This window comes from Achromobacter sp. UMC46, assembly GCF_014170335.1.
Taxonomy (GTDB): Bacteria; Pseudomonadota; Gammaproteobacteria; order Burkholderiales; family Burkholderiaceae_B; genus Achromobacter.
Genome location: NZ_LZZS01000040.1, coordinates 211,868 through 238,651, shown reverse-complemented (window position 1 = coordinate 238,651; position 26,784 = coordinate 211,868). Strand labels below are relative to the sequence as shown.

Sequence of the window (26,784 nt, the reverse complement as noted above, 5' to 3'; positions counted from 1 at the left end):
TTGTGTGCTTAGTTTGAGCGTAAGGGTTACGAATCGGCGCGAGGCGCGTCTTGCACGCCCGGCACCGGAGAGAGCGGTGCCGGCCGGTCCCCGGGCGCGGACGCCTGGGCCGGGGCGACAACGCCCATGGAAACGATGTACTTCAATGCCGCGTCCACGCTCATCTGCAGGTCCATCGCGTCGGCGCGGGGCACCATCAGGAAAAAACCGGACGTCGGATTCGGCGTCGTCGGCACATACACGCTGATGTGGTCGCCGGGCAACAGGCTGGCCACTTCACCGCTGGGCGTGCCGGTGACAAACGCAATCGTCCAGGAGCCCGCCCGCGGATACTGCACGAGCACCGCGCGGCGGAACGCCTGGCCGTTCGGGGCAAGCACGGTATCGCTGACCTGCTTGACCGAGTTGTAGATCGAGCGCACCAGCGGAATGCGGCCCAGCAGGTTTTCCCACTGGTCCACCATGGTACGGCCGATCAGGTTCGCCGCAAACACGCCCGTCATCAACACCACCACGATGACCAGGACGAAGCGGAAGCCGGGGATGTCGATGCCGAACAGCGATTCGGACGACAAGAAGCCAGGCACGAACCCTTCCAGGGTGGCGACCAGCAGACCCAGCACCCACACCGTGATGACCAGGGGAACCCAGATCAACAGGCCGGTGATGAAGTACTTCTTGATGAGGCGCATCCGCATGGCGTGTACGCTAGGCGGCCGGTGTTCCGCTTGCCGGCGCTGCGGGAGCGGGTGCCGCCGCAGGAGCGGCCGCCGCCGCCGGGGCAGCCGCGGGCGCGCTGCCTTCCGACGCCGCCGGCGTGCTGGCCGGCGCGGCGCCGCCAGCTCCGTTGCCGCGGAAATCGGTGACGTACCAACCCGAGCCCTTGAGCTGGAATCCAGCCGCGGTCACCTGCTTGGTAAACGTGCTTTGGCCACATTCGGGGCAAACCGAAAGCGGCGCATCGGAAATCTTCTGCAGAACGTCTTTGGCATGGCCGCAGGCGCTGCACTTATAAGCGTAAATGGGCATCAGGGGCTCCCAGGCGCGGGCCCGGCAAATCAAAAGCCGTCAGTCGCCAGACGAACGGATCCTGGGCGGCAGGTGGGCAAGGCCGGAAAAAGTACGGGAAAGTCTTGAATTTTAGCGGTTTTTCATGAACCGTCGGTGTCCGGCCTGCCGGGTGGGCAGGAAGCACCGTCCCAGGGGCGACGCCCCCGGAGCGCGGCAGCCCCCTTCCCTAGACGGGAAGCAGGAACATGACGGCCGCCACCAGGGTCGGCCCCAGGGCGGACAGGAACAGCCGGCCGGACGAAATGCTGCCGTCGGGGAAATGGTTCTTCAGGATGGCGAAACCCGCCGGGTTGGGCGCATTGGCGATCACCGTCAGCCCGCCCCCCGTCACGGCGCCCGCCACCAGCATGTAGCGCCAGGCCTCGCCCGTGCCTTCCACCAGCGACCCCAGATACGTCAGCGCGGCGTTGTCGGTAATGGCGGTCAGCGCGGTGGCGCCCCAGAACAGCACGAACGGCTCCAGGCCGCCCAGCAGGTCCTGCAGCCACCATTTCTGCAGCCCGCCCAGCACCACCAGGCCGGCCAGGAAGAAGCCCACCATCAGGCCTTCCTTGATCAGCAGGCGGTTCTGGTGGCGTTTGTAGGCTTCCGAAAAGCCGATGAACATCATCAGCAGGCCCATGAAGATCGCCGGATGGTGCGCGGCCAGCACCACGGCCACCAGGAAGGCCAGGTGCACCAGGATGACGAGGGCGGGCACCGGGGGACGCGAATCCGACCCTTCCGGCGCGTCCACGCCGCCGCCTGTGCCCACCGAGCGCTCCATCAGCGCCTTGCGGCAGATGAAGGTCAACAGGCCGGCGTTCAAGACCACCGCCACCGCCGCGCGCCAGCCGAAGTGCTGCACCATGAAGGTCGAATCCCAGCCGAAGGTGGAGGCCACCATCAGCACGGGCGGCGCGGCGTACGACGTCAGCACGCCGCCGATCGACACGTTCACGAACAGCACGCCCAGTGTCAGATACTTGAAACCGGCGCGCCCGCTGGTGCGGAAGTACGCGTCGCGAAGCAGGATGGCGGCCAGCGTCATGGCGGCTGGCTCGGTGATGAACGAGCCGCCCAGCGGCACCAGCGCCATCACGACGAAGAACGTGGCCAGTTCGCGCGGCAGCGGCAGCGCGCGCGCCACGACGCGCACCATCAGCCCCACCATTTCCAGGATCGGCCGGCTGGCCGCCACCACCATGATCACGAAGACGAACAGCGGCTCGGTGAAGTTGCGCGTGTCCATGTAGTCGATGGCGGAGGCCGGTCCCGATATCGCCGCCATCGACACGATCAGCGCAAAGGCCCATACGCCGAAGACCGCCTCGACTTCCGAGAACAGGTGCCAGAAGCCCGCATGCGGCCCGCCGCGATGCGCCAGCCGCGCGAAAACAGGGACCGAAAACGTATGAAGGACCGCCACGGCGAACAGGAAGGTGGCGATGACTTCGATGGGCTGGGGCATAAGAAGGACTTCCGGAATAAAGACCTGCGCAACGGAGAATCACGCGATGCGAACGCGGTCCGGCGCGTGCCGCCGAACAAGGGACGCAATATACCGCAGGCGTTTTTCCGTGTAACGCAGGGTCTACACCAAGTCGCTCCTGCAAAAGCAGGGGCAGGCGGCCCGCCGCCGCGCCGCCCGCCTACGCGATCGGCGCCGGCGGTTCCGCCCCCTGTTGCGCGGCCTTCATCTCCATCAGCAGGCTGTGCAGCATTTCAGTCGACAAGCCGTGCAGCACCAGGCGATAGCCGGCGCGCAGCGTCGACATGGGCACCAGCGGATGGCTGTTGTTGACCAGGATCAGATGCTGCGGCGCGCCCAGCAGCTTGGCCGCGTAGATGCCGATGGTCTCGTCCAGCTGCAGCGAATTGGCCGCGCGCCAGAAGTCGTTGTCGGTCAGCATCAGTTGGTACAGCGGCGTGAACAGTTCGATGGCGCTTTGCAGGTCCAGGAAGTTCAGCTTGCCCTGCGGCATGTCGGCCAGTTTGAGCGGTGGATCCTTGATCATCGAAAAATCGACAGTCTCGGGCGCATGCATGTCCACGCCCGCCTCCCGCAGCGCCAGGTTCAGGCGGATGACGAAGTTGAACAGATTCAGGTCGTGCTTGACGAAGAGTTCGTCCTTCAGGTCGTCGATCTCAAGCGGTTCGAGCGGGTGGGTCGTGATCGGCACCGGCGAGTTCGCGGCGATGAAGGCCAGCGCCTGCGCGCCCAGATGGAAGTGGCGCAGGATCAGCCAGTTGGCCTCGGGCGACACGAAGCGCTTGAGCCCCCACGCCAGGATGCGGTGCAGCAGCTTCGAATGCGACCAGCGGCGCGGCAGGAACGTCTTCACCACCTGGATCAGAATGATGAAGGCGCGCGCCAGCGGCCGCAGGAACGGCAGCAGGTATTGGCGCGACGCGCAGCTGGAATCCGTCAGCCAGGCTTTCTTCACCTTGTCCGGCAATGGCGTGCTGCGGTCCAGGTACAAGGCCAGCCAGGGGCTGGGGTCGGCCGGGTCGTGCGCCTTGGAGAGGAATTCGGGTTCCTTGCTCATGCCGTATCGCCCTCCATCACGTGATGGAACTGCATCAGGTACAGCGCGGCCGTGCGGCGCGCGGTGTCCACGATGCGCTGTTCGGCGCGGCCGTCCTCGTCGCAATCCAGCGCCAACTCCACCGCCGACAACCAGCGCGCCAGATGGTGTTCGTCGTTGTGGCCGTGGTACTCCAGGAAGCGGAAGGCGTCCGGCGGCAGCGACAGGCTGGCTTTCAGCAGCGGCAGCAGCGCGGGCACGATGCGCTGGCCTGTGCCTTCGATGATGTAGATCGCGCCCAAAAGGCCGATCGGGTCGCGCGTGGCGGCCAGGCTGTGCAGATAGGCGTTCAGCGCTTCGCCGCCCGGATTGCGGCGCAGCGCGTCGATGCTGTCCACCGTGCCGCCCGCATTGCGGTAGTCCTGGAACAGGATCTGGAAGTCGTTCTGCTCTTCGCCGGCGTGCATGTCGATCAGCGCGGCCAAGGGCGCGTACTGTTCCGACAGCGAAGCCGCGCCTTCGCGCATCCACTTGCTGCCTTCGCGCACCTGCGGAATCCAGTTCTCCATCCAGTTCAGGTAATCGGCCGTCTGGAACTGGCGATTGCGCAAACGGCGCACGACCGGCGTGCGCCAGACGCGCGAACGGTAATCGTGCCAGATGGCCGCCAGCTCGGTCAGCAATTGGCCCAGCCCTTGCGGCGCCATGTCGGGGTCGTGCGGCGGCGCGATCGCCTCAGCGTCGCCGCTTTGCGCGTCATCGCGGGGCACCGCCGGCGTTGCCGCTTTGCCCGCCACCGCCAGCGGCGCGTGCACGGCTTCCGCCTCCAGCAGCATGTAGGCGGCCATGAAGCGCCCGGACTCGGGGATGTAGCAGAAGATCTGCTCGCCCGGCTTCACTTCGCGGGTCTCCAGGAATTCCGCCAGCATGATCAGGATGGACGCCGCGCCGGTGTTGCCGCGCCACGCCAGGTTGCTGAACCAGCGTTCGCGCGGGATCACCAGGCCCGCCTTCTCCATCAGGTCCTCGACCACCGGGATGAACTTTTCGGACGAGTAGTGGCACAGGAAATGGTCCACCTGATCGGGATCCAGCCAACCGTCGCGCACCAGCTTCGCGTACTCGTGGATGCCGATGTCGAACAGGTGCGGCAAGAGCCGGATGTCCTGACGCAAGGACAGCGCGCCATCGGCCTCGGCCTCGTTCCAGGACGGATAGTCCAGGTGGCCCTTCTGCCGGTCGGCCGACAGCCCCAGTTGCATGCACACCGGATAATCGCCCGAGAACGAGCGCTGATGCACCCACTTCAGCTTGAGCCGCACGCCGCTGGACGCCCCCGGCAGCGCGCGGCCGGTGTTGCCCAGCAGCAGCGCGCCCGCGCCGTCCGACAGCATCCAGCGCAGGAAGTGCGCGTCGAAGTCCGCGTCGTAGCCGCGCGCCGCGAAACGCGAACGCTTGAACAGCCGCGACGGCAGTTCGCTGGCCACGGCCAGGGCGCTGGCGTGCCCGCCCATCTCCACGCCTTGCGCGGCCGCCTGGATCGCCGACACGCCGGCCGCGCAGATGCCGTGCACCGACAGCGTCTCCATCGGCTGCGCGGCCAGTTCGCCCTGGATCATGTTCGCAAAGCCCGGCATCAGCGCGTCGCCGCCCGACGAGCCGCTGGTCAGGAGCGACACGGCAGACAGGTCGCTGTCGTTGCGCCGCAGGCAATCGCGGATGGCGTGGGCGGCCAGCTGCGCGTTGGTGAACACGGTGGCGCCTTCGGCATCGATGGCGTAGTAGCGGTGCTTGATGCCGTTCTCGGCCAGGATGCGGCTCTTGATGCGGCTGGACATCCGGTTCAGCGGCGCGATGTAGCTGTCCATGGCGTCGTTGGACACGGGCTCGCCCGGCATGAAGTAGCCGGCGCTCTCCAGGTAGACACGATTGAACGCGATAGGCATGGGCGGGTCTCTAGTGGGAGTGTGGATGCGGCGCTAGCGGATGTGCTCGGGCGCCATGCAGGAACGGCTGCGGAACCGCGGCACGAAAGCGCCCAGCACGAAGACGCGGAACATGTAGGGCGCAAGCCCCCCTTCGTTCAGCGCCGGATCGACGTGTTGGCGGTAGTGCTCGCGGTGCAGCCGAGTCAGGTCTGACCAATGCGCGCGCGGATGCTCGTGATGCGCGGTATGCAGGCCGATGTTGAACAGCAGCGGGTTGACCAGCCCTTCGAAATTGCGCGCGTAGTTCAGCCCGGCGACGGCGCGCGGCCCGCCGTCGGCATGCGCGTGCTGCAGGTAGTTCGTGGCCAACAGCCAGTGCAGCCCATGCAGCTGCGGCACGATCACGAACACCAGCGCCTTGACGGGGTTCACGGCCAAGAGGCCGCCCCACAAGCCCAGCCACACGCCGTACTGCGCCATGCAATAGCGCCAGGCGCCCGGCCAATGGCGGCGCAAGCGGCCCAGCCACGCGAAGAACAGCGGATACAGCACCCAGCCGGCCTGCAGCGGGTGGATCAGATAGCCCCACAGGTGGTTCGTGTCGCCGCCGAAGCGGTAGGTGCGCGCCACGTCGCTCGCCCCGTGCTTGAAGCGGTGGTGGTTGGCCACGTGCGCCGGATAGAACACGAAGGTGGGGTGCCCCTGCAGCAGCGTGATCCAGAAGTCGGTGGCGCGGTTGGCCCAGCGCCCGCGCCACATCCTGATGTGCGTGTGGTTGTGGTGGATGACGCCGATGCCCAGCGTCAAAAACAGCATCAGCGCGTACAGCGGCCACCAGAATCCGTAGAACCATTGCCAGGCGGCCAGCGCGGGCAGCGCGGCCAGATAAGCCAGGCTTTGCCAGTCGCGCCCATTGCGCAGCGACGGCAGCCGGCGTCTTGGACTACGCCCGTCCGCCAAGCGACTCTCTACGCTGGAACGCATCCAGCTGCGCGGCGGCCGCTTCGGCCTTCAGCCGGGTGCGGAACAGGCGGTCCATGAACGTGAACTGGAACCCGTAATTGCCGTTGTAGCAGGCGTGGTGCAGGTGGTGCCGGCGGCTGGCGGCGAACCAGTGCGCATACGACACCTTGGGGAAGAAGTCGTAGTTGGCGTGCCCGATGCAATTGAAGAACAGGCTGAACAGCGGCACCGACGCCAGCGCCCAGAAGCTGAAATCGTGCAGCAGCATCGGCAGCAGGATCACGTTGCCCAGCATCAGGGCCTCGATCGGGTGGAAGCTATAGGTGGAGAACGGCGTCGTCACCACCGAGCGGTGGTGCGGCAAATGGAAGCGGCGCAGCAGCTTGGTGTGGAGCAGCCGGTGGTTGATCCAGAAATGCACGTCGTTCCAGGCCACCAGCACCAGGATCTCGACCGCGACCTTCTGCCAGCTGGGGTTCGGATCCAGATGCGCCCACCCCAGCTGCAACAGGCCCCACGGAAAGATCATGCCCGTGCCGAACAGCAGGATGGACAGCCCCGACTGGGCGAATTCGCGCCGCAGCTGGCCCGGCGCCAACGGCCGCGGGTCCAGGGGACGCCCCATGCCCAGCGCCGGCAACACGTGCTGGGTCAGCAGCCAGGTCGCCGCGCCGAAGACCAGATAGATGCCGCCGAAAAACAGCAGTCCCGCCAGCATCACCTGCCAGGCGGACAAGGCTTCAAAAGCTTGGGCCATAAACGTTTGGTTTCACCCTGAGAATGGCCGCATCATAAGCAATCCGTCAGCTTCCCGGTAAGCCAATTATTACCAAATGAATCCGGGCACCACAAAGCTGGCGGACAGCGCATCAGGATCGGCCTAACTTCCGGCTACTGACAGGGATACTGGCGGTTCAAGCCTGCAACGGCCGCATCCATGCGCGCCGCCAGCGCCGCGCTTGCCGGCGGCATCGGCAGGCGCAATTCCTCACTCAGCAGCCCCTGCCGCCCCAGTTGCGCCTTCAACGGCCCCGGATTGGGCTCCTCGAATGCCAGCTGGATCACAGGCACCAGCGCCTGAAACAGCTGGCGGGCCAGGTCCAGCTGCTGCGCGCGCACGGCCTGGTGCATGGCCACGAACAGGTCGGGCCGGATATGCGCCGCCGCCGCGATCATCCCCGTGCCGCCCAGGCAAAGGGTCGACAGCGATTGCAGGTCTTCGCCCGCCAGCACGTTCATCTGGCCGTCGGCGATCAGCGCCAGCGTCTTCGCAAACGACCCACCGCAGTCCTTGATGGCGGCGATGTTCGGGTGCGCCGCCAGCGACAGCAGGGTCTCCGTGTCCAGCGTCGTACCGGTCCGGTAGGGAATGTCGTAGAGCACCAGCGGGAAACGCGACGCATCGGCCAGACAGCGGAAGTACGCCGCGGCCCCTTCCTGCCCGGCCCGCACGTAGTACGGCGCGGGCGCCAGGATGCCGGCCAGCGGCCGGGTGCCGAACGCGGACAGGCGCTGCAGCACGTGGCCCTGATGGTTGCCCGCCAGGCCCATGACGACGGGCAGGCGGCCGGCCTCGTTCAGCACGGCGTCCAGCACGGCCAGTTGCTCGGCGTCGTCCAGCGACGCGGCTTCCCCGGTGCTGCCGCACACGACCAGCCCGTCCACGCCGGCGGCGGCGACATGGCGGACCAGCCGGCGCAATGCGCCCCCGTCGACGGCGCCGCCGGAAAACGGCGTCACCAGCGGTACCCAGACGCCCTGGAAAAGTGAAGATTGAGATGGCATGAGAACACTCCTTCGATGTAAGCGGACCGTGGTGGTTGGCCGTACAGAAGTGCTCGGGATATCAGGGGGGTGCGCAGAGGCGCCAAAGCGCCGCCAGGAGGCCGCTGTTCCGTCGCCCATCTGACGGAACAGCATGCTCCGGTCAGATGAGCGGCTGTTTTTTGGATTTCAGGCCGACGGCAGCCAGCACCACGCCCAGGGCGCGGATGCAGGAAGCGGATTGGAAGGCCTGATGGATCATGAATGAATGAAACGCGCGATTGGCGACGGATGCAGAAATCTACCGGGCGCCCGCCGCCGTGTCAACGGCGGCACACGCAATGCCCGGCGCGCGCCGCGCTGTTCAGCCCAGGCTGGCCAGGAACACCGCGCACAACGCTTCCATGCCCCGGCGGTCGTCTTCGTCGAAGCGGTCCGGCACGGGGCTGTCCACGTCCCACACGCCGATCAGCGCGCCTTGATGCACCAGCGGCACGACGATCTCGGAACGCGAAGCGGCGTCGCAGGCGATATGGCCCGGAAACGCATGCACGTCCGGCACCAGTTGCGTCTGGCGCTGGCTGGCGGCCGCACCGCAGACGCCGCGGCTCAACGGGATGCGCACGCAGGCCGGCTTGCCCTGGAACGGGCCCAGCACGAGTTCCGTGCCGTCAAAGAAATAGAAACCCGCCCAGTTCAGGTCGGGCAAGGCCTGGTAGGCCAGCGCGCTCAGGTTAGCGGCGTTGGCGATGCGGTCGGGTTCGCCGTCCAGCAGGGCGCGGGCCTGGGCAGCCAGTTCGGCGTACAGGGCGGCTTTGGTGTCGGCGACGATCGGGGTGGCTTCAAACATAGCGTCAAATGTAACTGTACAGGCGGTTATCGATGCAGGTGATTTTAGGGGTTCCGCGCGTTAAAGGGGCCGGGCTGCTAGCGTATGGGACAATAGTTTTTTACCGCAGTCCCCCTCACACGCCTCTCCCTTTACCCTTCTTGATCAAGAAGCAATCCATGGACAAGCCTTTCGAACCTGCGTTTTCCTTCTCGGAACGCGCTCAGCAACTTACCAGCTCCGCCATCCGCGAAATCCTCAAGGTCACCGAGCGCCCCGAAGTCATTTCGTTCGCTGGCGGCCTGCCGGCGCCCGGCGGCTTCCCGGTAGAAGTGGTACGTGCTGCATTCGACAAGGTATTGGCCACCAACGGCCGCGCGGCCCTGCAATACGGCCCGACCGAAGGCTACGCGCCGCTGCGCCAATGGGTTGCCGACGACCTGAACCGCGCCGGCGCCAATGTCGCCGCCGACCAGATCCTCATCGTCTCGGGTTCGCAGCAAGCACTGGACCTGCTGGGCAAGGTGCTGATCGACAAGGACAGCAAAGTCCTGGTCGAAGACCCCAGCTACCTGGGCGCGCTGCAATCGTTCAGCCTGTATCAGCCCGACTTCGTGCCGGTGCCCACCGATGAAGGCGGCCTGATCCCGGAGGCCATCACCCCGGAACTGGCCGACGGCGCGCGCTTCCTGTATGCGCTGCCCAACTTCCAGAACCCCACGGGCCGCACGCTGAACCTGGAACGCCGCATCGCGCTGGTCAAGCGCGCCGCCGAACTGAACCTGCCCATCGTCGAAGACGACCCCTACGGCGAACTGCGCTATGCAGGCGAGCCGCAGCCGGGCCTGATCGCGCTGGCCACCGAATACGGCGCCAATGTCGTGCGCCTGGGCACGTTCTCGAAGGTGCTGGCCCCCGGCCTGCGCCTGGGCTACATCGCCGCCGCCCGTCCGTTGATCAACAAGCTGGTGCAGGCCAAGCAAGCCACCGACCTGCACACGCCCACGCTGACGCAGATGGCCGTGTACGAAATCGTCAAGGACGGCTTCCTGGAAGAGCATCTGCCCAACGTGCGCGAAATCTACCGCGCCCAGGGCAGTTGCATGCTGGACGCCATCAAGCGCGAATTCCCGTCCACCGTCACCTGGACCAAGCCGGAAGGCGGCATGTTCATCTGGCTGACGCTGCCCGAGCACATCGACAGCACCAAACTGCTGGAGAAGGCCATCGCGCAGAACGTGGCCTTCGTGCCGGGTGCGCCGTTCTACTGCGGCGCCGGGCGCGCCAACACGCTGCGCCTCAGCTTCGCCACCGTGCAGGAAGACAAGATCCGCACCGGCATCGCCATCCTGGGCAAGTTGTTGAAAGGGGAGTAAGTCCCCCCCCGAAGCGCCTGCGGCGCCTCCCCCCAGGGGGCGCCGCGACGGACCGGCGGAGCCGGATCCGTGCGGCCCCGCTTGCGTTGCAATGGCGGCTAATGGGGGAAGTGCCTCGTAGGAGCACTCGACACGGCGGAATATTGGGGCGGCTGGGCTTAATGCCCGGCCGTTGTTTTATGCTGTCGGCTTTCCCGACCATTTTCCGACCGTGACAGTGAGCGCCCCGCAACCATCTCCCGTCGACTTAAGCGACATCGTCTTCACCGACTGGGTCGAACGCTGGCTGCCCAAGTCGTGGCGGCCCTACGCCCGCCTGTGCCGCCTGGACCGTCCCATCGGCACATGGCTGACCCTGCTGCCGGCCATCGCCGCGCTGGTCCAGTCCGCAGGCGGCCTGCCCGACCTGCGGCGGCTGATCGTCTTCTCGCTGGGCGCCCTGCTGATGCGCGGCATCGGCTGCACGGTCAATGACATGTGCGACCGCAACTTCGACAAACACGTCGAACGCACGCGCTTCCGCCCGCTGACCAGCGGCCAGCTGACGATGAAGAACGCCGTGTGGTTCCTGTTGGGCCAGTTGCTCGTCTGCGGATCGCTGCTGTTCTTCCTGAACGAGATGAGCCGCTGGCTGGCCTTGGCCGTGCTGCCCTTCGTCTTCATCTACCCGCTGTGCAAGCGCATCACGTATTGGCCGCAAGTGGTGCTGGGCATCTGCTTTAACTGGGGCATGCTCATGGCCTGGTCCGACACGCAGAACCACGTGCCGCTGGCCGCCGTCGCCATGTGGCTGGGCGCGGTGCTCTGGCAGGTGGGCTACGACAGCATCTACGCCTATGTCGACGTGCGCGACGACCGCAGCCTGGGGCTGCACTCCACCGCCATGCGCTTTGGCGACCAGGGCAAACTGTGGATCGGCGGCTTCTACGTCGCCACCGTCGTGCTGTGGGCTTGGGGCGGCCACGCCATGGGCCTGTCGTGGGCGTATCAGGCCGGCATCGCCGCCGTCGCCGTGCATCTGGCATGGCAATTGAAGGTGTTCGACATCCAGCGCCCCGACCGCAACTTCATGCTGTTCCGCGCCAACCTGTGGCTGGGCGCCTTGCTGGTGGCGGCCGCGCTGGCCGGCACGGTGATCCGCTGATCCCGCAAGCCGGCGGCGCGGGGCGCTTTGACCCCGCGCATTGCCGGCAACCGCGGATCGCGCGATCATGGTGTTCCCGCCACGCTTACGGAGCCACCGCATGCCCGCTTTGATCAAATCCCTGACCGCTGCCGTCGCCGCATGCGCCCTGTTCGGCGTGCTGCCGGCGCAAGCCGCCACCGACTGCTCGGCGCAGCGCGGCTGCGCCGCCAAGTTCTGCGAGATCGAGAACGACATCGCCGCCGCCCAGGCGCAGAACAATACCCGCCGCGAAGCCGGCCTGCGCAAGGCCCTGGCCGAAGCCAAGGCCCATTGCACCGACAGCCGCCTGCAGTCTCAGCGCGAAGCCGACGTACGCGAAAAGCAGTCCAAAGTTTCTGAACGCGAACAGGAGCTGAAGGAAGCGCGCGCCAAGGGCAAGCAAGACAAGATCGACAAGGCGCAGCGCAAGCTGGAAGAAGCCCAGTCCGAGTACAACGCCGCACTGGTCGAACTGAACCGCTAAGCCAGAACCGGCAAGCCCCGTTCTCCTGCGCAGCCCCGGGCCCGTCCCGGGGCTGTTTTTTTTTGTTCCCCGCCGGCCGCCTGCGGACCACCACCTATTGCGTCATCAAATGGAAATATCGCCACCTATGGTGTCATTCGGAAGAATCGAAATCGATTAGTGCAGATTTTGGAAAGATGTTTTCAGGTAATAAGGGTTTATCCCAGGGTTGTTTGAGCACAGAATGCATCTCATCGGGACACAGCAAGCGAACCCCCAGCAATGAGGCCAGAGGTTCGGATCCCAAGCTCACAAGACACCGGAGGTCTGCTATGAAAACCCTTGCTACCGCATTGATGCTGTCCATGTCCGTTCTGGCTGCAGGCGCTCAAGCCGCTGAAGCCGACCAGGGCCCGACGCGCGCCCAGGTTCAAGCCGAACTGCAACAAGCCAAGGTTTCGGGCCAGTACACGTTCGGTGAAGAAGGCTACCCCGCCGCCATCGCCCAGAAGTCCAGCCTGACCTCGCAACAAGTGCAAGCTGAACTGGCCCAGGCCAAAACCGCCGGCGAAGTCACCTTCGGCAACCTGGACTACCCGCCCGTCGCCGCCGCTGAAACCGCCACGTCGCTGACCCGCGCGCAAGTGCAATCGCAACTGGCCCAAGCCAAGGCAGAAGGCCTGGTCACCTTCGGCAACATGGACTACCCCCCCATGGGCAGCTGATCGCCTGGCCTGAAAAGGCCCTGTGATCACCCATCGAAAGCCTCTCGGCCACAAGCCGAGGGGCTTTGTTTTTTGACGTTTCGACGCAGCTTTAAGTCATAACGACGTTAACTTAAGCCGTTACGACACTTTCGAATCTACAAATCGACAGCACTCCCGCATAGGATGAGGCCAACCCATCCCCCCTCTTCGCAGGAGTCGCACCATGTCCACCCCCAACCGTCCCATCGTTTTGCTGGGCGCCGGAAAAATCGGTTTCGCCATCGCCCTGATGCTGGAGCGCAGCGGCGACTATTCCGTGCTGGTTGCCGACCAGGATCCCGCCCGTCTGGCCGTCCTGGCCGAACTGGGTTGCGAAACGCGCCAGATCAGCGACGACGCCTCGGTGGCGCGCGCGATCGAAGGCGCCTATGCGGTCGTTAACGCCCTGCCGTTCCATCGCGCCACCGCGGTGGCCGGTTTGTGCGCGCGGGCCGGCGTGCACTACTTCGACCTGACCGAAGACGTCGCCAGCACCCATGCCATCCAGGCGCTGGCGGAAAACGCGCGCAGCGTGCTGATGCCGCAATGCGGCCTGGCCCCCGGCTTCATCGGCATCGTCGGCAATGCGCTGGCGCGCCGCTTCGACACCTTGCTGGACTTGCGCATGCGCGTCGGCGCCCTGCCGCGCTATCCGTCCAACAGCCTGCGCTACAACCTGACCTGGAGCACGGAAGGGCTGATCAACGAATATTGCAACCCCTGCGAGGCCATCGTCGACGGGCAGCTGACCAGCGTCCCTGCGCTGGAAGGCTACGAGACGTTCGCGCTGGACGGCGTGGAATACGAGGCCTTCAACACCTCGGGCGGATTGGGCACGCTGCCCGCCACGCTGCTGGGCCGCGCGCGCAACGTGGACTACAAGTCGGTGCGCTATCCCGGCCACTGCAACATCATGAAGCTGCTGCTTAACGATTTGCGCCTGCGCGACCGCCGCGATCTGCTCAAGGACATCTTCGAATCGGCCATCCCCACCACCGAACAGGATGTGATCGTGATCCAGGCGTCCGCATCGGGCCACCGCCATGGCCGCCTGGAAGAAGAGTCCTACCCGATCCGCGTCTTCGGCGCGGACGTGGACGGCCATCGCCTGAGCGCCATCCAGCTATCCACAGCCGCCGGCATCTGCGCCGCGCTGGACCTGGTGGCCCAAGGCGCGCTGCCGCAGCAAGGCTTCGTGGGCCAGGAATCCATCGACCTGGACGCCCTGCTGAACAACCGCTTCGGCCGCATCTACGCCGGCAAGCCGCTGGCGTTGGCTGGCTGCGCCACGGCCGACCGCTAAGCGCCGGCGGGCTTTCCCCGCCCGCGGCGCGGCGCTACGTCCAGCCTTCCAGGCGTAGCGTCGCGCGCACCAGGCGTTGCTCTTCCTGTTCGATCTCGGCCAGGCTCTGGCGCACGCTGTCCACATGATCTGCCGCAGCCTTGCGCGCCAATTCGGGCTGCCGCCCCGTCACGGCATTGAACAGGCGCGTGTGCTGGCGGTCGATCTGGCGCTTTTCGGGTTCGCGGTGGTAAAGGTTGTTCACGCACGCGAACACCGACCCCAGCAGCAGGTCCGTCAGCGATTGCAGCGTATGCACCAGCACGGGATTGTGCGAAGCCTCGCAGATGGCCAGGTGGAACGCATGATCCAGATGCGCATGCGTGGCCGTGTCGGTGGCGGTGCCTTGCGCACTGACCATCTCGTCGTAGCGGCGGCGGATCATGATGAAATCGGCCTCGGTACCGCGGATGGCCGCCAACCGGGCCGACTCGGCCTCCAGCAGCGAACGCACTTCCAGCAGGTCGTACAGCGTGCGCGGCTGCGAGTTGAACAGGTGCATCAGCGGCCCGGCATCCACCTTCGAGATGTGCGCCACGAACGAGCCCTTGCCCTGCGCGGTATGGATGATCTCGCGCGCGCGCAACAGCTTGAGCCCTTCGCGCAGCGCCGTGCGCGACACGCCCAGCTTTTCGGTCAGGCGCCGTTCGGACGGCAGCGCCTGCCCCGCCTTGAGCACGCCGTCCAGGATCAGGCGCTCGATCCGTTCGGCGACCTCATCCGCCACCTGGCGGGGTTTCTCTTCTGTTTCCGCGTACATGCACTCTCCGGGACCAGTGGTATGACCAAGCGCGGCATCAACTCAAGCCGCTTGATCGTCCCGCTGTAAGTAGCTGATATAAAACCATAAAAATATCGGCTTTGCCTGAAGGGAGAGAAATAAACTGGTATGACCAGTTGGTTTTGATATGGACATTGCGGCAGGTGCGAACGATGATGTCAGGACAGATTCGCCCGGCGCCCGGCGCCGGCCAGCCCTTCTTACCGCTAGAGATCCGCATGACTCAACGCATCCAGCACCACGGCCTGCAAGTGGCGGCCAATCTCAACCAATTCATCGAACAGGAAGCCCTGCCCGGCACCGGCCTGGAGGCCGACGGCTTCTGGCAAGGCTTCGCCGCCCTGGTGCACGACCTGGGCCCCAAGAACCGCGCGCTGCTGGCCGAACGCGACCGCCTTCAGGCCGAACTCGACGCCTGGCACCGCGCCCATCCGGGCCCCATCGCCGACCCCGCCGTCTACCGCAAGTTCCTGGAAGGCATCGGCTACCTGCTGCCGCAACCGGCCACCGTCCAAGCCACGACCGACAACGTCGACACCGAAATCTCGCAACAGGCCGGCCCGCAACTGGTCGTGCCGATGTCGAATTCGCGCTACGCGCTGAACGCCGCCAACGCCCGTTGGGGCAGCCTGTACGACGCGCTCTACGGCACCGACGCCATTCCCGCCACCCCCGGCGACACCGGCAAGGGCTACAACCCCGAACGCGGCGCCGCCGTCATTGCGCGCGCCCGCGCTTTCCTGGATACCGCCGCCCCGCTGGCCCAAGGCTCGCACGCCGACGCCCACGGCTACACGGTCGAAGGCGGCCAATTGCGCGTGGCGCTGGCCAGCGGCGCCACCGGCCTGAAATTCGGCTCGCAATTCGCCGGCTATCAGGGCGAGGCTTCCGCCCCCACCGCCATCCTGCTGAAGAACAACGGCCTGCACTTCGAAATCCAGATCGACCGCGCCACCCCCATCGGCGGCACCGACGCCGCTGGCGTCAAGGACGTGTTGGTCGAAGCGGCGCTGACCACCATCATGGACTGCGAAGATTCGGTCGCCGCCGTCGATGCGGACGACAAGGTGCACATCTACCGCAACTGGCTGGGCCTGATGAAGGGCGACCTGACCGAAGCCGTCACCAAGGGCGGCAAGACCTTCACCCGCAAGCTCAATGCCGACCGCGAATACACGCGCCCCGACGGGTCGTCGCTGACTTTGCATGGCCGTTCGCTGATGTTCGTGCGCAACGTCGGCCACCTGATGACCAACCCGGCCATCCTGGACCGCGACGGCCTTGAAATCCCCGAAGGCATCCTGGACGCCGTCGTCACCAGCCTGGCCGCGCTGCAAGACCGAAAGCACAAGCTGAATTCGCGCACCGGTTCCGTCTACATCGTGAAGCCCAAGATGCACGGACCCGTCGAAGCCGCGTTCGCCAGCGAACTCTTCGACCGCGTCGAAGACCTGATCAAGGTGCCGCGCAACACCTTGAAGATGGGCATCATGGACGAAGAGCGCCGCACCAGCATCAACCTGAAGGCGTGCATCGGCGCCGCCGCGTCGCGCGTGGCCTTCATCAACACGGGCTTCCTGGACCGCACCGGCGACGAAATGCACTCCAGCATGGAAGCCGGCCCGATGCTGCGCAAGGGCGACATGAAGTCCACCGCGTGGATCACCGCCTACGAGCGCAACAACGTGCTGGTCGGCCTGGACACCGGCCTGCGCGGCCGCGCCCAGATCGGCAAGGGCATGTGGGCCATGCCGGACCTGATGGCCGCCATGCTGGAACAGAAGATCGCGCACCCCAAGGCCGGCGCCAATACCGCCTGGGTGCCCTCGCCCACCGCCGCCACGCTGCACGCGCTGCATTACCATCAAGTCGACGTGCAGGCAGTCCAGAAAGAACTGGAACGCACCAAGCTCGCCGACGTCCGGGACGATCTGCTGAGCGGCCTGCTGACCGTGCCGGTCGGCGATCCCTCGAAGTGGTCCGCCGCCGACATCCAGCAGGAACTGGACAACAACGTCCAGGGCATCCTGGGCTATGTGGTGCGCTGGGTCGACCAGGGCGTGGGCTGCTCCAAGGTGCCCGACATCCACAACGTGGGCCTGATGGAAGACCGCGCCACCTTGCGCATCTCCAGCCAGCACATCGCCAACTGGCTGCGCCACGGCGTGACCCACAAGGACCAGGTCATGGAGACCTTCAAGCGCATGGCCAAAGTGGTTGACGGCCAGAATGCCGGCGACGCGGCCTATCAGCCCATGGCAGGCCACTTCGAGACCTCGCTGGCGTTCCAGGCCGCGTGCGCGCTGGTGTTCGAGGGCCTGACGCAGCCCAACGGCTACACCGAACCGCTGCTGCACAAGTACCGTCTGCAATTCAAGACCGCCGTCTGACCGCATCCCTGCCGCACGATCGAACCGGACCGCCATCGCGGTCCGGTTTTTTCATTTGGACGCCGGCCACGCAGCGCCGATGCGGGCCCAATAAATAAAGTAACTCTCCTGTTTCGCACAGTCGTGCTAAATTTGCCGCCATGACTGCCAAAACCGAAAAGAGCGAGCTGACCTTCGCGGCCATTGTGGACGCGGCCCTGGACATGGCCGCCGCCCAGGGCATCGAAAGCCTGTCGCTCGGCCAGATCGCCCGGCATCTGGGCATCAGCAAAAGCGGCGTGTTCTCGCGCGTGGGGTCGCTGGAAGCCTTGCAGCAGGCGGTGCTGGACGAATACGACCGGCGCTTCGTGGCCGCCGTCTTCACGCCCGCCATGGCCTACCCCCGTGGACTGCCCCGCATGAACGCGCTGGTCTCGCTGTGGGTCGAACGGGCCAGCAACGTCGAATTGCTGACGGGCTGCATCTACGTGGCCGGCGCCTTCGAATACGACGACGTGGAGTCGCCGCTGCGCGCGGTGCTGGAAGACAATTTGCGCCGGTGGCGTGCCGCCATGGTGCGCACCGTCACCCAGGCGCTGGAAGCGGGCCACCTGCGGCCGGATACCGATCCGGAACAGCTGGTGTTCGAAATCTACAGCCTGATGATCGGCCTGATGCACGACGCGCGTTTCCTGCGCGACCCGAAGGCGCCCGCCCGCGTGCGCGCCGCCTATGACCGGCTGATCTCCACCTATCGCAGCTTCACGTACCTCGACTAACCCGTCCCCGCACCGGCCTGTGCCGGTGTTTCTTTTCCCTAATTTCGCACGATAGTGCGAATAATTCATCCGGAGCCCGTCATGTGGATTCTGATCGCAGTCATCGCCGCCGGCCTGCTGGCGCACCTTTGGCGGCAATGGCGCGCGTTGCTGCGGCAACTGCCCGACTGCGCCGAACATCTGGTGCTGTTCTAGTGGATACCGCGCGTCCCGGTCTATATTCCGGGATATCCCTACCGAATCCCGTCATGCCGCGTTCAATCCATCTCTTGATCATTGATCCGCAGAACGATTTCTGCGATTTGCCCGAGGCCTACCTGCCCACGGATCCGCTGACCGGGAACACCACGCAGCCCGCGCTGCCGGTGGCGGGCGCGCATGCCGACATGCAGCGGCTGGCGCGCTTCATCGACGCCACCGCGCCGGTGCTGACCTCCATCACGGTGACGCTGGATTCCCACCATCGGCTGGACATCGCCCATCCCACGTTCTGGCGCACCGGCGACGGCCAGCCCGTCACGCCTTTCACGCCGATCACCGCCGCGCAGCTGCACACGGGCGAATTCCAGCCCAGGCACGACGACGACCTGCCCCGCACCCGGGCGTATCTGGAAGAATTGGAAGCGCGCGGCCGCTACACCCTGATGGTGTGGCCTGTGCATTGCGAAATCGGCACCTGGGGGCACAACGTGCACGCCGATGTGCGCGCGGCCTACAGCCGCTGGGAAGACGCCGGCCAGTTCATCGTGCGCAAGGTGCCCAAGGGCACGAACCCCTGGACCGAACACTACAGCGCGCTAATGGCTGAAGTGCCTGATCCCGACGACCCGCGCAGCCAGCTCAACCGCAACCTGGTCGACTCGCTGGACCGCGCCGAACTCATCGTCGTCGCCGGAGAAGCCGGCAGCCATTGCGTGAAAGCCACCGTGGAGCACCTGGCCGAACACCTGCCGGGCGGCAACCTGTCGCGCGTGGTGCTGCTGACCGACTGCATGAGCCCCGTCGCCGGATTCACCGATGCGCAATCCGTCTTCCTGCAGCGCATGCGAGACCTGGGCGTGCAGGAGCGCACCAGCGTGGACATGGCGCGCGCCTTGCAGGCCTGATACGCGGACGATTCCGCGTCACGAATGACAACGGCCGCCTGCTTGCGCATGGCGGCCGTGTTTCGAGGGATCGCTTCGGCTATGCGGCGGCGGCAGGCTTGGCTGCCTTGTCGCACTCCACATACAGCGCGCTGATGGCCTCGCACAAGGCGGGCGGCTGCTGGAACAGGCGCGCCACCAGCAGGCAGCCCTGCACCGTGGCGAACACCGCCCGGCCAGCCGCGTCCGCGGTGCCCGAAAATTTCAGCGTGCCCTGCGCCGCGCCTTCAGCCAGCACACGGGCCAGCCACGCTTCATGGGCGCGGAAAAAGCCCTGCAATGCGCCGCGCACGCGCTCAGACAAACTCATGACGTCGGCGGCCAGCATGCCGCCCAGGCAGAGTTCGCCGGCGCCGCAAGCGCGCGATTCCATCATGGACAGATATTGCTCAAGCTGCGCTTGCGCCGGCTGCGCGGTATCGATCGCGCGCACGTTGCCCAGCGCGCGTGCGCTGTAGGCCTCGACCGCTTCGTACAGCAGGTCGTCTTTGCCTGGAAAGTAATAGTGAATGCTGGACGTCTTCACGCCCACATGCTCCGCCAGGTCGCGGTAGCTGAAACCATTGCATCCGCGCGTGCGGATCAGCTTCTCGGCGTGCGCCAGCAGCAGGTCTCGGGTGGTGTTGGGGGTCGGAGTGTCCATGGCTGAATATTACCTACTAATAGGTCGGTTCGTCATCGGGGGCCGCCCTAAGCGCGGTCCAAAAAACGCCCGTGCGGACCCCGGCCGGGAAACATCCCGCCCCCCGGGGTCCGCATGTGCCGGCATCCTGCTTAGCCTTGCACGGGCGGGTAGTCCAGTTCACCGCTTTCGGTCAGGCCTTGGGCGCGGGCAGCGGCCAGTTCCTGCGTCACTTGCGCACGGGTCTTGTCGGTGCCGGCGGCAGCGAACGCGGTGGCGGCGTAGCCTTCTTCACCGGAAACCAGTTCGCCATTGGCGCGGGCGGCGGCCAATTCTTGCTGCACTTGGGCGCGAGTCACCGTGCTTTCGGTGTTCAGGGCGGGCGGATAGTCCAATTCGCCGGCTTGGGCGGCACCGATGAAGGAAGCGGACAGGATCAGGGCGGATACGAGAGTCTTCATGATTGATCTCCAATAAGGATCAGTGCTGCATCAGGGGTTGGGCACTAAAGCTATCTATCGCTAGATAGATACAGTTCTAAAAAAAGACGTCGACAACTCAGCCTTGAACGGGCGGGTAGTCCAGTTCGCCGCTTTCGGTCAGGCCTTGGGCACGGGCAGCGGCCAGTTCCTGCTTCACTTGGGCGCGGGTCTTGTCGGTGCCTGCGGCGGCGAATGCGGTGGCGGCGTAGCCTTCTTCACCGGACACCAGTTCGCCATTGGCGCGGGCGGCGGCCAGCTCTTGCTGCACTTGGGCGCGGGTGACCGTGCTTTCGGTGTTCAGGGCGGGCGGGTAGTCCAGTTCGCCGGCTTGGGCGGCGCCGATGAAGGAAGCGGACAGGATCAGGGCGGATACGAGGGTCTTCATGGTTGATCTCCAGATAACGGATTCGATGCGGGTTTCGATTAAACTATCTACTTATAGGTAGATACCGAGGGAAATAAAAAAGCGGTGCTACTGTATTTCTGGTTCCGGCGTCAGCGGCTTGGTTGGGTTTGCTGCGTCGATGGATGAATCTTACCTACTACTAGATAGACAACGCAAGCGGGTATTGTGAAACAATATATTTCTTGATGCCCTTCCGCCACGCTCGTCGGCCGCCCTAACGGCTGGCCGACACCAGCACCATCATCGGCCGGTCCTGCTCCTCAGCCAGCGCGGGCTGCGCCGCCAACTGTTCCGCCGACGGCGCCCATTCCTCCACCTGCCGGATCGTGAAGCCCGCCTGGATCAGCAGATTCAGGTACGTCGCGAGCGTGCGATGCCGCTTGATCACACCTTTGGCCAGCCAATCGGTCGTGCGCGGCCCTTCCAGCGAATATTGGTTCAGCGGCCATACCCGTTGGCCCGTCGCATCCTGGACAAAACCCGGTTGAGCCGGCGCGGTGTAGATGGGGTGCTCGGCCGAAAACACGAAGCGTCCGCCTGGCACCAACGTGCGATGAATCATCGCGAACACGTCTGCCAAGTGTTCGACGTAATGCAGCGCCAGCGAACTGTAGGCCAGCTCGAAGCGGCCCCAGGGCAGATGCAATCGCTCCAGGTCGGCATGCACATAGGCGACCTGCGGCGACGGGGTCGTCGCCCGCGCCCGATCCAGCATGTTTTGGGACACGTCCATGCCCACCACTTCGGCCGCCCCTTGCGTTTGCGCCCAACGGCAGAACCAGCCGAAGCCACAGCCCAGATCCACCACCCGGCTGCCGCGCACGTCCGGCAGCATCGCCTGCAATGCCGGCCATTCGGGCGCGGCGTCCAAGCCATGCACCGAACGCGCCATCCGGCTATAGCCGTCGAAGAATTCAGGGGTGTCGTAGATGTTCTGGGTCATGCAGAGCAATCGGCTTTCGCTGCCGCCTCGGTCTTCAACCAGCGCTTCAGGTCTTCCACGGCGGCTCTGGCGTCCGCGCGGACGTACAGGCTAAACCATCCTCCCGTTTGTTTGAAGCCGAGAGGAGCCGCAAGCTTGCCTGCCAGGATATCGGCCTGCACCAGCATTTCCGGCGCAATGCCGATGCCCAGGCCCACCGCCGCGGCGTCCAGCATGTGGCCCAGCTGATCGAACTGATGTTTCGGCGGCGCCAGCGCCGGGGCCTCTGCCAACCCGCACGCGGCGGCCCACTGTTCCCACGCGCGGGGCCGCGAAGACGTCTGCAGCCGCGGCAAGGCCAGGATGTCGGCCGGCGTGGCGAGCCGCTGCGCCAGCTCGCGCGTGCAGACCGGACCGATCGCCTCCGGGAACAACGGCGTCGCCCCAATCGCCGCGGACTGGTGATCCTCGGCAACGATCAGCACGTCAACAACCCCGCGCTCCAACAACGCGATATCGGTTGCCGTTTGCAGCCTGACCTGGATATCGGGATGCCCGCGCTCGAAGTGCTCAAGCCTTGGAATGATCCAGTTGGACAGCAGACTGGCCGGGGCGCCGATGACCACATCGGCGGATGCGGTTCTGCCGCGCAGCGCGGCGCATCGTTGCTCGAGCATGTCGAAGGCCGGCTGGCAGGCGCGCAGCAGGTCGTGGCCCGCCGCGGTCAGCCGTACGCCCCCTGAGTGCCGTTCGAACAACTTGCCGCCCAACCAGGTTTCCAACTGCCGTATCTGCTGGCTGACCGCGCTGTGCGACACCCGCAGCTCCTCGGCGGCAAGGGACAGGTTCAAGTGCCGGGCGGCGCTGTCGAAGACGCGCAGCGAGTTCATGGGGGGAAGGGTACGCATGGCTTGGATATTAGAAAATCTAATAATCGCAAGCAAGAAATCTATGATTTATCAAGGGAATAACCCTCGCTACCATAGCTTCAATGTGTTCAACAGGCTAATGCCATGTCTCTTGCCTCCCACCCCGTATCCCCCGACCCTCTTGGGCAATTCGGCCAGTATGGCGGCCGGTACATGCCCGAAACATTGATCCCGGCGCTTGATGACCTGGAGCGGACCTATCGCGATGTTCTGGACGACGACGCGTTCTGGAACGAATACCGGTCGATGCTGGCCGACTACGTTGGACGGCCCAGCCCTCTTCTCTATGCCCGAGCGATCACCGAGTCGCTTGGCGGCGCCCGCATCTTCCTGAAACGGGAAGACCTGAACCACACCGGCGCCCACAAAATCAACAACTGCCTGGGCCAGATCCTGCTGGCCAGGCGAATGGGCAAGACACGGATCATCGCGGAGACCGGTGCCGGCCAGCACGGGGTAGCGACGGCCACGGTCTGTGCGTTGTACGGCCTGAAATGCGTGATTTTCATGGGCGCGGTCGATGTCGAACGTCAAGCCACCAACGTGGCCCGCATGAAGATGCTGGGCGCAGAAGTGCGGGCAATACCGGACGGTGGCGCAACACTGAAGGACGCGATGAATGCGGCCATCCGCGACTGGATCTCCCGCCCGGACGACACGTACTACTTGCTGGGAACGGCCGCCGGGCCGCATCCCTACCCCTGGATCGTCCGGGAATTCCAAAAGGTGATCGGCGAAGAGACCCGCGCGCAGATCCTGGAGAAGACAGGCCGCCTGCCCGACGCGATGATCGCCTGCGTCGGCGGCGGCTCCAACGCGATCGGCCTCTTCTATCCGTTCCTGGAGGATGCGCAGGTCCAGCTGCATGGCGTCGAGGCCGCCGGACATGGCGTCGCCACCGCGCATCATGCCGCCAGCATCAGCGCGGGCCGGATGGGGGTGCTGCACGGCTGCTGCAGCTACTTCCTTCAGGATCAGGACGGCCAGATCACCAACGCGCACTCGATTTCGGCCGGGTTGGACTACCCCGGCGTCGGGCCGGAACACGCGTTGCTGCAGGACACGGGCCGCGTGAGCTATGTCTCGGTCACCGATGACGAGGCGGTCGACGCCTACCGTTGGCTGACGCAGATGCAAGGGATCATCCCGGCATTGGAAAGCGCCCATGCCCTGGCCTACGCCCGCAAGCTTGCTCCGCGCCTGGACGCGGACAAGACCATCGTGGTCTGCCTGAGCGGACGCGGGGACAAGGACCTGAATACCGTCCTGCAATTTTCCGGAGCATCGACATGAGCCGTCTGGAACACAAGCTCGCCGCGCTGCGGGCGGCCGGCCAAGCGGGGCTGGCCGCGTACTTCACGGCGGGCGATCCGTCTTACGACGAATGCCTGCGACTCTTGAACCAGTTGCCCGCAGCCGGCGCCGACGTGATCGAACTCGGCATGCCGTTCAGCGACCCGGTGGCGGACGGCCCGGTGCTGCAACTGGCCAATGACCGCGCCATCCGCGCCGGCCAGACGATGCGGCGGACCTTCGACCTGGTCCAAGCGTTCAGGCAGCAGGATCAGCAAACCCCGATCGTGCTGATGGGATATCTGAACCCGATGCTGCGCTACGGCGTCGCGGCCTTCATGGCCGACGCGGGCCAGGCGGGCGTGGACGGGTTGATCATCGTGGACCTGTCGCCGGACCACGCCGGCGAGATCGGCCGGCAGGCGCAAGCCCATGGCATCGACGTCATCCGGATGACGGCCCCGACGACGCCCGCCGCCAGGCTGGATGCGGTGCTGCGCGGCGCAAGCGGCTTCGTCTACCACGTCATGCTGGCGGGGACCACGGGCGGCGCGTTGCCATCCGATGACGCGATCGCCGAATCCCTGCAACGGGTAAGAGCGCGGACGCTGCTGCCTGTCGCGGCAGGCTTCGGCGTACGGTCTGCCGAGCAGGCCCGCGCCGTCAGCCGCCATGCCGACCTGGTCGCTGTCGGTACGCACCTGGTCGAGGTGTTAGCGACGGGCGGAATCGATGCGGCGTTAAATGAGGTTCGAAAACTCTCCGACGGCATCCGGGCCGGAGCGTAAACGACCAGTCGCCATGCGGCAGCCAGAAAAAAGCCCGCCTCCGAAGAAGGCGGGCTTTCCGCATAAACGTACCGCGAATCCGTTTTAGAACGGAATGTCGTCGTCCATGTCGGCCAGATTGGCGCCGCTGCTGGCCGGAGCCGCTGCGGGGGCCGGGCGCTGTTGGGGCGCCGGGCGTTGCGCCGGGGCGCGTTGCTGCTGCGGACGCGACGGGGCGTCGTCGTAGCCGCCGCCACCGCCGAAGCTTGCGCCACCGCCACCGCCGTCTTCGCGGCCGCCCAGCATTTGCATCTGGTCGGCGACGACTTCGGTGCTGTAGCGGTCAGCGCCCGTGTCCTTGTCTTGCCACTTGCGCGTCTTCAGGCGGCCTTCGATGTAGACCGAGCGGCCCTTCTTCAGGTATTCGCCGGCGATTTCAGCCAGGCGGTTGTACATGACGACGCGGTGCCATTCGGTTTCTTCGCGCTTTTCGCCGCTGGCCTTGTCCTTCCAGGACGAAGTGGTGGCGATCGACATGTTGCAGATTGCCGCCCCGTCGGGGCTGTAGCGGACTTCCGGGTCGCGCCCCAGATTGCCCACGAGAATGACTTTGTTAACCGATGCCATGCCGTTGTCCCTCTGTTGTTGACAGCCTGCGCCTGTGCGTTGCCGCTAGCGCGCCGGCAACAACATAAAAAGCGATGTTGAAGACCGGCTTCATGAAACACGCCGGTCACCGCAAGGATGACCGGCGACGCCGGGTGAAGCCATAATTTGGTACGTATTATCGACGAAAAGCGCCCAGTACGCCAAACGCCATTGGTGACAAATCCGTCCAGCCCGGAAAACGAATTCGGGGCTGTTGGCCGCCGTAGGCGGCACAATCGGCGACTTTCCCGCCAAGTCGGGGACGCATCCCCGCAAGGATCAGGCCAGGGGCCGAAGTGCCCAGGTCACCGCCAGCCAGATCGCGGACAGGACTGCGGCGCCGACAAAGACGGCGCTGGCGCCCGAATGCGAAGCCAGCCATCCGCCCAGCGCGCCGCCCGCAAACAGGCCCGCCGCCTGCGCCGTGTTGTAGAAGCCCAGCGCCAGGCCCTTGTAGGCCTGCGGGGCCACTCGCGACACCAGCGACGGCTGCAGCGCTTCCAGCACGTTGAAGGCCACGAAGAACCCCGTCAGCGCGATGGCCAACGTGTAGAAACCGTGGCTGGCCGCGGGCAGCAAGGCGCACACCACCACCAGCCCCGCCACCGCGGCGCGCAAAGCGCCCCGGTGTGCGCGGCGCTTTTCCGCGATGAAGACGACGGGCACCATCAGCACGAACGACACCAGGATGACGGGCAGATAGACTTTCCAGAGCTCGCGCGCGTCCAGGCCGCCCACTTTGGCCAGCAGCGCCGGCACGACGACAAACAACGACACCTGGATCAAATGCAGCACGAACACGCCGAAATTCAGGCGCAGCAGGTCGCGGTGGGTCAGGACTTCGCGTGGATTGGCGGCCTGCATCGTGCGGGCCTGCGTGCGCGGCACTACCGGCACGACAAAGCGCGCCACGGCCAGACAGACGACGCCCAGACAGGCAATGGTCCAGAACAGGCCCGACAGGCCCCACCAGCCCACCAGCACGGGGGACAGGACGAGCGACACGGCGAACGACAGGCCGATCGACCCGCCCACCATGGCCATGGCGCGCGTGCGCACCTCGTCGCGGGTGGCGTCGGCCAGCCAGGCGGTGACGGCGGCGGAAATCGCGCCCGCCCCCTGGATGGCGCGCCCGATGGTGATCCAGTAGACGTCCGTCGCCTGGGCGCAGACGATGCTGCCCGCCACGAACAGCAGCAGGCCGAACAGCACCACCGGGCGGCGGCCCCAGCGGTCGGACGCCAGCCCGAAGGGGATCTGCATGAACGCCTGGGTCAGCCCGTACATGCCCAGCGCCAGGCCGACCCGGACCGGGTCGTTGCCGCCCGGCAGCCCGGCGGCCGCCACGGCGAACACCGGCAACAACAGGAACAGCCCCAGCATCCGCGCGGCGAACAGGCCGGCCAGCGCGATGCTGGCGCGGCGCTCGGAAGGGGTCAATTTCAGTCTGGTATCTGCCGACATGCGGAAATTTCAACAATGACAAG

The 26,784-nt window shown here is 65.6% G+C and carries 27 protein-coding genes; 10 read left to right on the top strand and 17 right to left on the bottom strand.

All coding sequences use genetic code 11. The features are described 5' to 3' along the window. Positions 1 to 26: 26 nt before the first annotated feature. From A9973_RS29630 to A9973_RS29590, 9 genes are all read right to left on the bottom strand, one after another. On the bottom strand, positions 27 to 698 hold the full coding sequence (locus tag A9973_RS29630) for a DUF502 domain-containing protein (protein ID WP_183017128.1): 672 nt from the start codon (positions 696 to 698) through the stop codon (positions 27 to 29). Positions 699 to 708: 10 nt separating this feature from the next. Next, positions 709 to 1,029, bottom strand: coding sequence for an FmdB family zinc ribbon protein (locus A9973_RS29625; protein ID WP_183017127.1), 321 nt, complete (start codon positions 1,027 to 1,029; stop codon positions 709 to 711). 208 nt (positions 1,030 to 1,237) lie between these two features. Further along, the gene (locus A9973_RS29620; RefSeq protein WP_183017126.1) at positions 1,238 to 2,521 is read right to left on the bottom strand and encodes a putative Na+/H+ antiporter; all 1,284 of its coding nucleotides are present in this window, start codon (positions 2,519 to 2,521) and stop codon (positions 1,238 to 1,240) included. A 181-nt stretch (positions 2,522 to 2,702) separates the two neighbouring features. Next, on the bottom strand, positions 2,703 to 3,599 hold the full coding sequence (locus tag A9973_RS29615) for a hypothetical protein (protein ID WP_183017125.1): 897 nt from the start codon (positions 3,597 to 3,599) through the stop codon (positions 2,703 to 2,705). After that, positions 3,596 to 5,524, bottom strand: a complete 1,929-nt coding sequence (locus A9973_RS29610) for an iron-containing redox enzyme family protein (protein ID WP_183017124.1) — start codon at positions 5,522 to 5,524, stop codon at positions 3,596 to 3,598. The genes A9973_RS29615 and A9973_RS29610 overlap by 4 nt, the downstream gene beginning before the upstream one ends. A gap of 33 nt (positions 5,525 to 5,557) precedes the next feature. Beyond that, a complete protein-coding gene (locus A9973_RS29605; RefSeq protein ID WP_370539549.1) occupies positions 5,558 to 6,490 on the bottom strand; it encodes a fatty acid desaturase in 933 nt (310 codons plus the stop codon). After that, on the bottom strand, positions 6,450 to 7,226 hold the full coding sequence (locus A9973_RS29600; protein WP_183017122.1) for a sterol desaturase family protein: 777 nt from the start codon (positions 7,224 to 7,226) through the stop codon (positions 6,450 to 6,452). Before A9973_RS29600 ends, A9973_RS29605 begins: the two co-directional genes overlap by 41 nt. A 134-nt stretch (positions 7,227 to 7,360) precedes the next feature. Next, positions 7,361 to 8,254, bottom strand: coding sequence for a 4-hydroxy-tetrahydrodipicolinate synthase (gene dapA, locus A9973_RS29595; RefSeq protein ID WP_183017121.1), 894 nt, complete (start codon positions 8,252 to 8,254; stop codon positions 7,361 to 7,363). A 343-nt stretch (positions 8,255 to 8,597) separates the two neighbouring features. After that, complete coding sequence (locus A9973_RS29590; RefSeq protein WP_183017120.1) at positions 8,598 to 9,083, bottom strand: GAF domain-containing protein; 486 nt, start codon at positions 9,081 to 9,083, stop codon at positions 8,598 to 8,600. Positions 9,084 to 9,241: 158 nt separating this feature from the next. On the opposite strand from A9973_RS29590, the gene A9973_RS29585 reads away from it, so the two are divergent. From A9973_RS29585 to A9973_RS29565, 5 genes are all read left to right on the top strand, one after another. Beyond that, the gene (locus A9973_RS29585) at positions 9,242 to 10,438 is read left to right on the top strand and encodes a PLP-dependent aminotransferase family protein (RefSeq protein ID WP_183017119.1); all 1,197 of its coding nucleotides are present in this window, start codon (positions 9,242 to 9,244) and stop codon (positions 10,436 to 10,438) included. A gap of 217 nt (positions 10,439 to 10,655) precedes the next feature. Further along, positions 10,656 to 11,582 carry a 4-hydroxybenzoate octaprenyltransferase gene (gene ubiA / locus A9973_RS29580; RefSeq protein WP_183017118.1) on the top strand — a complete coding sequence of 309 codons (927 nt, stop codon included), beginning with the start codon at positions 10,656 to 10,658 and terminating at the stop codon, positions 11,580 to 11,582. Positions 11,583 to 11,682: 100 nt separating this feature from the next. Beyond that, the gene (locus A9973_RS29575) at positions 11,683 to 12,087 is read left to right on the top strand and encodes a DUF1090 domain-containing protein (protein ID WP_183017117.1); all 405 of its coding nucleotides are present in this window, start codon (positions 11,683 to 11,685) and stop codon (positions 12,085 to 12,087) included. 311 nt (positions 12,088 to 12,398) lie between these two features. After that, on the top strand, positions 12,399 to 12,791 hold the full coding sequence (locus A9973_RS29570) for a DUF4148 domain-containing protein (protein WP_183017116.1): 393 nt from the start codon (positions 12,399 to 12,401) through the stop codon (positions 12,789 to 12,791). 205 nt (positions 12,792 to 12,996) lie between these two features. Further along, entirely contained in the window at positions 12,997 to 14,115 is a 1,119-nt protein-coding gene (locus A9973_RS29565) for a saccharopine dehydrogenase family protein (RefSeq protein ID WP_183017115.1), read from the top strand. Between the two features lie 34 nt (positions 14,116 to 14,149). Here A9973_RS29565 and glcC read toward each other — a convergent pair whose 3' ends face one another. Then, positions 14,150 to 14,914, bottom strand: coding sequence for a transcriptional regulator GlcC (gene glcC / locus A9973_RS29560; protein WP_088588592.1), 765 nt, complete (start codon positions 14,912 to 14,914; stop codon positions 14,150 to 14,152). 239 nt (positions 14,915 to 15,153) lie between these two features. On the opposite strand from glcC, the gene A9973_RS29555 reads away from it, so the two are divergent. The 3 genes from A9973_RS29555 to A9973_RS29545 all read left to right on the top strand — a co-directional run bounded on the left by A9973_RS29555 (position 15,154) and on the right by A9973_RS29545 (position 19,189). Continuing rightward, entirely contained in the window at positions 15,154 to 17,325 is a 2,172-nt protein-coding gene (locus A9973_RS29555; RefSeq protein ID WP_183017114.1) for a malate synthase G, read from the top strand. Between the two features lie 140 nt (positions 17,326 to 17,465). Then, complete coding sequence (locus A9973_RS29550; RefSeq protein WP_183017113.1) at positions 17,466 to 18,083, top strand: TetR/AcrR family transcriptional regulator; 618 nt, start codon at positions 17,466 to 17,468, stop codon at positions 18,081 to 18,083. Positions 18,084 to 18,331: 248 nt separating this feature from the next. Further along, a complete protein-coding gene (locus tag A9973_RS29545) occupies positions 18,332 to 19,189 on the top strand; it encodes an isochorismatase family protein (RefSeq protein ID WP_183017112.1) in 858 nt (285 codons plus the stop codon). Between the two features lie 79 nt (positions 19,190 to 19,268). Here A9973_RS29545 and A9973_RS29540 read toward each other — a convergent pair whose 3' ends face one another. The 5 genes from A9973_RS29540 to A9973_RS29520 form a co-directional block, all read right to left on the bottom strand. Then, positions 19,269 to 19,871: a TetR/AcrR family transcriptional regulator gene (locus A9973_RS29540; RefSeq protein ID WP_183017111.1), complete on the bottom strand. Its 603-nt coding sequence runs from the start codon at positions 19,869 to 19,871 to the stop codon at positions 19,269 to 19,271. A gap of 131 nt (positions 19,872 to 20,002) precedes the next feature. Further along, positions 20,003 to 20,311 (bottom strand): DUF4148 domain-containing protein, encoded by a 309-nt coding sequence (locus tag A9973_RS29535; protein ID WP_183017110.1) that lies wholly within the window; start codon positions 20,309 to 20,311, stop codon positions 20,003 to 20,005. A 97-nt stretch (positions 20,312 to 20,408) separates the two neighbouring features. After that, positions 20,409 to 20,717 (bottom strand): DUF4148 domain-containing protein, encoded by a 309-nt coding sequence (locus A9973_RS29530; protein WP_183017109.1) that lies wholly within the window; start codon positions 20,715 to 20,717, stop codon positions 20,409 to 20,411. 235 nt (positions 20,718 to 20,952) lie between these two features. Then, positions 20,953 to 21,681: a bifunctional 2-polyprenyl-6-hydroxyphenol methylase/3-demethylubiquinol 3-O-methyltransferase UbiG gene (locus tag A9973_RS29525; RefSeq protein WP_183017108.1), complete on the bottom strand. Its 729-nt coding sequence runs from the start codon at positions 21,679 to 21,681 to the stop codon at positions 20,953 to 20,955. Further along, positions 21,678 to 22,550 carry a LysR substrate-binding domain-containing protein gene (locus tag A9973_RS29520; RefSeq protein WP_183017107.1) on the bottom strand — a complete coding sequence of 291 codons (873 nt, stop codon included), beginning with the start codon at positions 22,548 to 22,550 and terminating at the stop codon, positions 21,678 to 21,680. The genes A9973_RS29525 and A9973_RS29520 overlap by 4 nt, the downstream gene beginning before the upstream one ends. A gap of 123 nt (positions 22,551 to 22,673) precedes the next feature. On the opposite strand from A9973_RS29520, the gene trpB reads away from it, so the two are divergent. Both trpB and trpA read left to right on the top strand, forming a co-directional pair. Beyond that, entirely contained in the window at positions 22,674 to 23,882 is a 1,209-nt protein-coding gene (gene trpB, locus A9973_RS29515) for a tryptophan synthase subunit beta (RefSeq protein WP_183017106.1), read from the top strand. After that, positions 23,879 to 24,670 (top strand): tryptophan synthase subunit alpha, encoded by a 792-nt coding sequence (trpA, locus tag A9973_RS29510; protein WP_183017105.1) that lies wholly within the window; start codon positions 23,879 to 23,881, stop codon positions 24,668 to 24,670. Before trpB ends, trpA begins: the two co-directional genes overlap by 4 nt. 84 nt (positions 24,671 to 24,754) lie before the next feature. Here trpA and ssb read toward each other — a convergent pair whose 3' ends face one another. Both ssb and A9973_RS29500 read right to left on the bottom strand, forming a co-directional pair. Further along, positions 24,755 to 25,276: a single-stranded DNA-binding protein gene (gene ssb, locus A9973_RS29505; protein WP_169273366.1), complete on the bottom strand. Its 522-nt coding sequence runs from the start codon at positions 25,274 to 25,276 to the stop codon at positions 24,755 to 24,757. A gap of 300 nt (positions 25,277 to 25,576) precedes the next feature. Further along, positions 25,577 to 26,761, bottom strand: coding sequence for an MFS transporter (locus A9973_RS29500; RefSeq protein WP_183017104.1), 1,185 nt, complete (start codon positions 26,759 to 26,761; stop codon positions 25,577 to 25,579). Between the last annotated feature and the right edge of the window lie 23 nt (positions 26,762 to 26,784).

Bases quoted from the DNA above. Each gene is read 5' to 3' on its own strand.
- A9973_RS29630 (WP_183017128.1), bottom strand. From the start codon at position 698: ATGCGGATGCGCCTCATCAAGAAGTACTTCATCACCGGCCTGTTGATC.
- A9973_RS29625 (WP_183017127.1), bottom strand. From the start codon at position 1,029: ATGCCCATTTACGCTTATAAGTGCAGCGCCTGCGGCCATGCCAAAGAC.
- A9973_RS29620 (WP_183017126.1), bottom strand. From the start codon at position 2,521: ATGCCCCAGCCCATCGAAGTCATCGCCACCTTCCTGTTCGCCGTGGCG.
- A9973_RS29615 (WP_183017125.1), bottom strand. From the start codon at position 3,599: ATGAGCAAGGAACCCGAATTCCTCTCCAAGGCGCACGACCCGGCCGAC.
- A9973_RS29610 (WP_183017124.1), bottom strand. From the start codon at position 5,524: ATGCCTATCGCGTTCAATCGTGTCTACCTGGAGAGCGCCGGCTACTTC.
- A9973_RS29605 (WP_370539549.1), bottom strand. From the start codon at position 6,490: ATGCGTTCCAGCGTAGAGAGTCGCTTGGCGGACGGGCGTAGTCCAAGA.
- A9973_RS29600 (WP_183017122.1), bottom strand. From the start codon at position 7,226: ATGGCCCAAGCTTTTGAAGCCTTGTCCGCCTGGCAGGTGATGCTGGCG.
- dapA (WP_183017121.1), bottom strand. From the start codon at position 8,254: ATGCCATCTCAATCTTCACTTTTCCAGGGCGTCTGGGTACCGCTGGTG.
- A9973_RS29590 (WP_183017120.1), bottom strand. From the start codon at position 9,083: ATGTTTGAAGCCACCCCGATCGTCGCCGACACCAAAGCCGCCCTGTAC.
- A9973_RS29585 (WP_183017119.1), top strand. From the start codon at position 9,242: ATGGACAAGCCTTTCGAACCTGCGTTTTCCTTCTCGGAACGCGCTCAG.
- A9973_RS29575 (WP_183017117.1), top strand. From the start codon at position 11,683: ATGCCCGCTTTGATCAAATCCCTGACCGCTGCCGTCGCCGCATGCGCC.
- A9973_RS29570 (WP_183017116.1), top strand. From the start codon at position 12,399: ATGAAAACCCTTGCTACCGCATTGATGCTGTCCATGTCCGTTCTGGCT.
- A9973_RS29565 (WP_183017115.1), top strand. From the start codon at position 12,997: ATGTCCACCCCCAACCGTCCCATCGTTTTGCTGGGCGCCGGAAAAATC.
- glcC (WP_088588592.1), bottom strand. From the start codon at position 14,914: ATGTACGCGGAAACAGAAGAGAAACCCCGCCAGGTGGCGGATGAGGTC.
- A9973_RS29555 (WP_183017114.1), top strand. From the start codon at position 15,154: ATGACTCAACGCATCCAGCACCACGGCCTGCAAGTGGCGGCCAATCTC.
- A9973_RS29550 (WP_183017113.1), top strand. From the start codon at position 17,466: ATGACTGCCAAAACCGAAAAGAGCGAGCTGACCTTCGCGGCCATTGTG.
- A9973_RS29545 (WP_183017112.1), top strand. From the start codon at position 18,332: ATGCCGCGTTCAATCCATCTCTTGATCATTGATCCGCAGAACGATTTC.
- A9973_RS29540 (WP_183017111.1), bottom strand. From the start codon at position 19,871: ATGGACACTCCGACCCCCAACACCACCCGAGACCTGCTGCTGGCGCAC.
- A9973_RS29535 (WP_183017110.1), bottom strand. From the start codon at position 20,311: ATGAAGACTCTCGTATCCGCCCTGATCCTGTCCGCTTCCTTCATCGGT.
- A9973_RS29530 (WP_183017109.1), bottom strand. From the start codon at position 20,717: ATGAAGACCCTCGTATCCGCCCTGATCCTGTCCGCTTCCTTCATCGGC.
- A9973_RS29525 (WP_183017108.1), bottom strand. From the start codon at position 21,681: ATGACCCAGAACATCTACGACACCCCTGAATTCTTCGACGGCTATAGC.
- A9973_RS29520 (WP_183017107.1), bottom strand. From the start codon at position 22,550: ATGAACTCGCTGCGCGTCTTCGACAGCGCCGCCCGGCACTTGAACCTG.
- trpB (WP_183017106.1), top strand. From the start codon at position 22,674: ATGTCTCTTGCCTCCCACCCCGTATCCCCCGACCCTCTTGGGCAATTC.
- trpA (WP_183017105.1), top strand. From the start codon at position 23,879: ATGAGCCGTCTGGAACACAAGCTCGCCGCGCTGCGGGCGGCCGGCCAA.
- ssb (WP_169273366.1), bottom strand. From the start codon at position 25,276: ATGGCATCGGTTAACAAAGTCATTCTCGTGGGCAATCTGGGGCGCGAC.
- A9973_RS29500 (WP_183017104.1), bottom strand. From the start codon at position 26,761: ATGTCGGCAGATACCAGACTGAAATTGACCCCTTCCGAGCGCCGCGCC.